5 protein-coding genes are annotated in these 4,694 nt (G+C 66.4%); all 5 read left to right on the forward strand.

Annotated features, from left to right (window positions below; genetic code table 11):
• Positions 1-1,015 (forward strand): alpha/beta fold hydrolase (locus AC5E6L_RS14105; RefSeq protein WP_491774116.1); only part of this gene is annotated, 1,015 nt, incomplete at its 5' end.
• A 318-nt stretch (positions 1,016-1,333) separates the two neighbouring features.
• On the forward strand, positions 1,334-2,323 hold the full coding sequence (locus tag AC5E6L_RS14110; protein ID WP_491774118.1) for a porin: 990 nt from the start codon (positions 1,334-1,336) through the stop codon (positions 2,321-2,323).
• Between the two features lie 369 nt (positions 2,324-2,692).
• A complete protein-coding gene (locus AC5E6L_RS14115) occupies positions 2,693-3,178 on the forward strand; it encodes an ureidoglycolate lyase (RefSeq protein WP_491774120.1) in 486 nt (161 codons plus the stop codon).
• Between the two features lie 173 nt (positions 3,179-3,351).
• Positions 3,352-4,305 (forward strand): metal ABC transporter solute-binding protein, Zn/Mn family, encoded by a 954-nt coding sequence (locus AC5E6L_RS14120; protein ID WP_491230107.1) that lies wholly within the window; start codon positions 3,352-3,354, stop codon positions 4,303-4,305.
• A gap of 10 nt (positions 4,306-4,315) precedes the next feature.
• On the forward strand, positions 4,316-4,694 hold a 379-nt coding region (locus AC5E6L_RS14125), incomplete at its 3' end, for an ATP-binding cassette domain-containing protein (RefSeq protein ID WP_491774122.1).

Consider the following 4,694-nt stretch of genomic DNA (forward strand, 5'->3'; position numbering starts at 1 on the left):
CGACGATTACATGGGCCTGATGACGCCGATGCTGAAAGCCTATCTCACCGAGAAGGGCTACGCCCACGCCACCAACGCCCAGCAGGTGCTTGGCGGTCACGGTTATATCCAGGAATGGGGCATGGAGCAGTTCGTGCGCGATGCCCGCATCACCCAGATCTACGAAGGCACCAACGGCATCCAGGCCATGGACCTGGTGGGCCGCAAGCTGCCGCGCGACGGCGGCCGCGCGCCGCTCGTCTGCCTGCCGGGCCTGAGCCGCAACAGCCGCGACTTTCTGGGCCTGGCCGCCCATTTCGCATCCCACCGCAAGGCGCCGCGCCGGGTCTATGCGGTCGATTTGCGGGGGCGCGGCCTGTCCGGCCACGACCGCCACTGGCGCAACTACACAGTGCCCGCAGAGGCCGGCGACGTGCTGTCGGTGCTCGCCGCGCTGAACATCGAGCGCGCGGTCTTCGTCGGCACCTCGCGCGGCGGCCTGGTCACCATGGCGCTGACGGCGATGCGCCCCGGCGCGATCGGCGCTGCGGTCCTCAACGATATCGGCCCGGTCATCGAGGGCGCCGGCCTGATCCAGATCCGCCACTATCTGAAGAAGCTACCGCGGCCGCGCGACTGGGCCGACGCGGTCGAAACGCAAAAGGCGGTCATGGCCAGGGCGTTCACCGATTTCGGCGAGGCCGAATGGGCGTTCGAGGCGCATGGCCGCTTCCGCCGCATCGACGGCACGCTGCGGCCCGATCACGACCCCGCGCTGATCGGGACGCTCACCCGGATCGACCCGGGCGAGCGGCTGCCGACGCTGTGGCCGCACTTCGCCGGCCTGCGCGGCGTGCCGCTTCTGGTGCTGCGCGGGGAGAACTCGACGCTTTTGTCCGAGCGCACGCTCGATGGCATGGCGGCGATGCATCCGGCGCTGACGCGGACGACCGTGCGCGGCCAGGGTCACGCGCCCATGCTGCATACGCCCCAGGCGCTGGCGGCGATCGACGCGTTCGTGGGCGGCCTGCGCTGAGGACGCCGGCGATTCGCCCGTGGCGCGCGAAAGGCGGCCCGGCGGCCCGAAAAGACGTCACGGACATTATCGGCCGTTAACCGGTCGTTAACATGTCTGAACGGTTCCTCACTCAAATCGTGTCATTTGTGCAACATCGGCTTCCTATCGGGCGGACATCGGCCCCGACCGCGCCGATTGCGTGTTGCGCGCCCAAGGGGGTTGGGTCATGAACGGATCAGGGAACGGGCGAGTCTGCCCGTTTCTGCATAGGGGATGGGACAGGCAGTCCTTTGGAGCACCCCCAGACCCGTTTCGAACTTTGACTGGAGGTCAATTATGAAGATCAAGAGCCTTCTTCTCGGCTCGGCGGCGGCAATGGTGGCGGTCTCGGCCGCCAACGCGGCCGACATCGTCATCCCCGAACCCGAAATGGTCGAATATGTCCGCGTGTGCGATGCGGCCGGCGGCGGCTATTTCTACATCCCCGGCAGCGAGACATGCCTGAAGATCTCGGGCTATGTGCAGTTCGAGGCCACGATCGACGACGACAATGACGGTATCGGCACCAACGATACCCTGGAGTCGGAATACGAAGCCCGCGTGCAGCTCGACGCATGGCGCGACACCCAGTACGGCGCGCTCACCACGCGCATCCGTCTGACTGCGGACGCCAGCGCCCGCGCCGACCTTCCCGGCAACGACAGCCTGGAAGTCGACCGTGCCTATTTCGACCTGGCCGGCCTGCGCATCGGTGTCGACGCCTCGGCGTTCGACTACGGCTTCGGCGGCCCGGCCGACGCCTACAATGACGGCGGCGACGCAGGCGCAACCCTCCGCTATGCCGCGACCTTCGGCGTCACCACCATCACCGTGTCGCTCGAAGACGACTCGGTCGCCGACGACTTCGTGCCGTCCATCGTCGCCGTGGGCGCATTCAGCGTCGGCGAAGTGTCGGCAACCGTCGGCTTCGCTTACGAAGAAGACATCCAGGAGTGGAGCGCAAAGGCAACCGCGACCTATGACTTCGGTCAGGGCTCGATCGGTGCCGGCGTGCAGTACACCGACACTCCGGTCGCCGGCAGCAACTACGGCACCAACTATGAGTGGGTGCTGGGCGCCGACGCCTCCTTCGATGCGACCGACGCGTTTGAACTGGGCCTTGGCTTCCAGTACGGCGTGAACGAGCTGGGCGGTACCGACGATGACTGGACGATCGGCGCGCTCGCCTCGTACGACATCACCGAGACGCTCAACACGAACCTGCGCGTTCGCTACAATGATGACGATGTGTGGTCGGCGCGCCTGCGCTTCCGCTCTTCGTTCTAAGCGAACCCGGCACGCACATCGTGCAGGAACCCGGCGGGCAACCGCCGGGTTTTTCGTTGTGATTCGACCGGACCTCGGCTTTCATGCCCGGATGGCCCGGCGCATTGATCGCATCGACGGCATGGAAGGCCCGCTCGACGCAGGCAGTCCCGGCCGCAGCGCCGGGCGAAAACGCCATCAGGCGACCGGGGCCGCCAGGGGCCGACCGCACCGCGCGCCCGGTCAAGCACCGGAACGGCGCGCCGCGCATGCACGGTCTCGACCGCCCAGGATCTTTGCAGGGCATCGCCATGCAGCCGGCAGGGGCGCGGCCGGCCTATCCTGCCCTCCCCTCGCCGGCCCCCATCCAACCGGAAACCGGTTGCGCCCATGAGCGAAACCATTGCCATCGCGCCCCTGACGGCCGCCGCGTTCGCGCCCTTCGGCGATCTGCTCGAAGCGTCCGGCGCCCCGGACAGGCTGATCAATCAGGGCCTGTGCGGGCGGTTCGACGACCGGGCGCGGCTCGATTTCGCCGACGGACGGGCCGGGCTGAGCCTGTTCGTGGCCGAGCCGCGCACGCTTCCGTTCCAGCTCGACATGGTCGAACGGCATCCGCTGGGCAGCCAGGCCTTCGTGCCGATGACGCACGCGCCCTTCCTCGTCATCGTCGCGCCGGACCGGGGCGGCAGGCCGGGCATGCCCCGCGCCTTTCGCACCCGACCGGGCCAGGCGGTCAACTATCATCGCGGCACATGGCACGGCGTGCTGACGCCGCTGTCGGAACCGGGCCTTTTTGCGGTCGTCGACCGGATCGGTGAGGGCACGAACCTTCAGGAGCACCGGTTCCCAAACCCCTACACGGTCTCGGCGTAGCCGTGCCCTGTCGGGCGCAAGACGCCCCACCGGCCGCCTCGGCCTGCCGTCAGGACTTCTTTGCGGTTTGTTGCAAATAGTTCTCATCTGCATTGATTTTGCAAATCGGATGCACTAACACGTACGCGGAGAATGAGCCGACCCCCCAAGTCATGACAGGAGATCGAAGTCAGATGCTGACCAAACGTGCCCTTATGGGTTTTGTCGCCGCCATTGCGGTGAGCGCGCAGGCGACCCTTGCCTTTGCCGCGGAAAAAATCGATGTCGTCACCACCACCGGCATGATCGCCGATGCCGCGCGCGAGGTCGGCGGCGATATGATCGAGGTCCGTGAGCTGATGGGCCCCGGCGTCGACCCGCATGCCTACCGCCAGACTCGCACCGACATCGTGGCCATGGCCAATGCCGATCTGGTGCTTTGGAACGGGCTCTATCTCGAAGCGCAGATGGAGGAGTTCCTGCTCGAACTGGGAGAAGGCCAGGCCGTCGTGGCCGTGGCGGAGGCGGTGCCGGAGAATCTGCTGATCGGCCATGAGGACTATGAAGGCCGGTTCGACCCGCATCTGTGGATGAACCCCAACCTGTGGTCGCGCGTGGTGATCAACATCCGCGACGCGCTGATCGAGGCGCACCCGGAGGGAGAAGAGACGTTCATTGCCAATGCCGACGCCCACCTCGCCGAATTGGGCGATCTGGCTCGCTACACGACCGAGGTTCTGTCCTCCGTGCCCGTTCAAAGCCGCGTTTTGTTGTCCGCGCATGACGCCTTCAACTATTTCGGCAATGCCTATGGTTTCGAGGTCATGGGCATCCAGGGTATCTCGACCGAATCCGAGGCCGGTCTTCAGCGCATCGCCGAACTGGTCGACATGCTGGTCGAGCGCGACATCCGCGCCGTGTTCGTCGAGACCACCGTGTCCGACCGCAATGTCCGCGCGCTGATCGAAGGCGCTGCCGCCAGAGATCATGAGGTCGTGATCGGCGGCGAGCTGTTCTCCGACGCAATGGGCGAGCCCGGCACCTATCAGGGCACCTATGTCGGCATGATCGACCACAACGCCACGACCATCGCCCGCGCGCTCGGGGGCCAAGCGCCGGAAAACGGCATGCAGAACCTGCTCAACTAGGAAAGATAGCGTGACAAAAGCTGCAATCGCTCTTGCGGCCGAGGAAGGCCGGGCTCACAGCCCGGCCACCGCGCTCGATGAGAGCCCCCTCGCCGTTCGCGGGCTGACCGTCTCCTACGGGGAGAGGCCGGCTGTCTTTTCCGTCGATGCGACGCTCGCCACCGCATCCATGACCGCGATCATCGGCCCGAACGGCGCCGGCAAGTCGACGCTCGTGAAAGCCGCACTCGGTGTCATCCCCCGCCTGTCGGGGGATGTCACCGTGTTCGGCCGCCCCATGGACGAGGCGCGCGACCGCATCGCCTATGTGCCGCAGCGCGCCAGCGTCGACTGGGATTTCCCGACCGCCGTCATCGATGTCGTGCTGATGGGTCTCTACCGCAAGGTTG

This window comes from Roseitalea sp. (genome assembly GCF_984466335.1).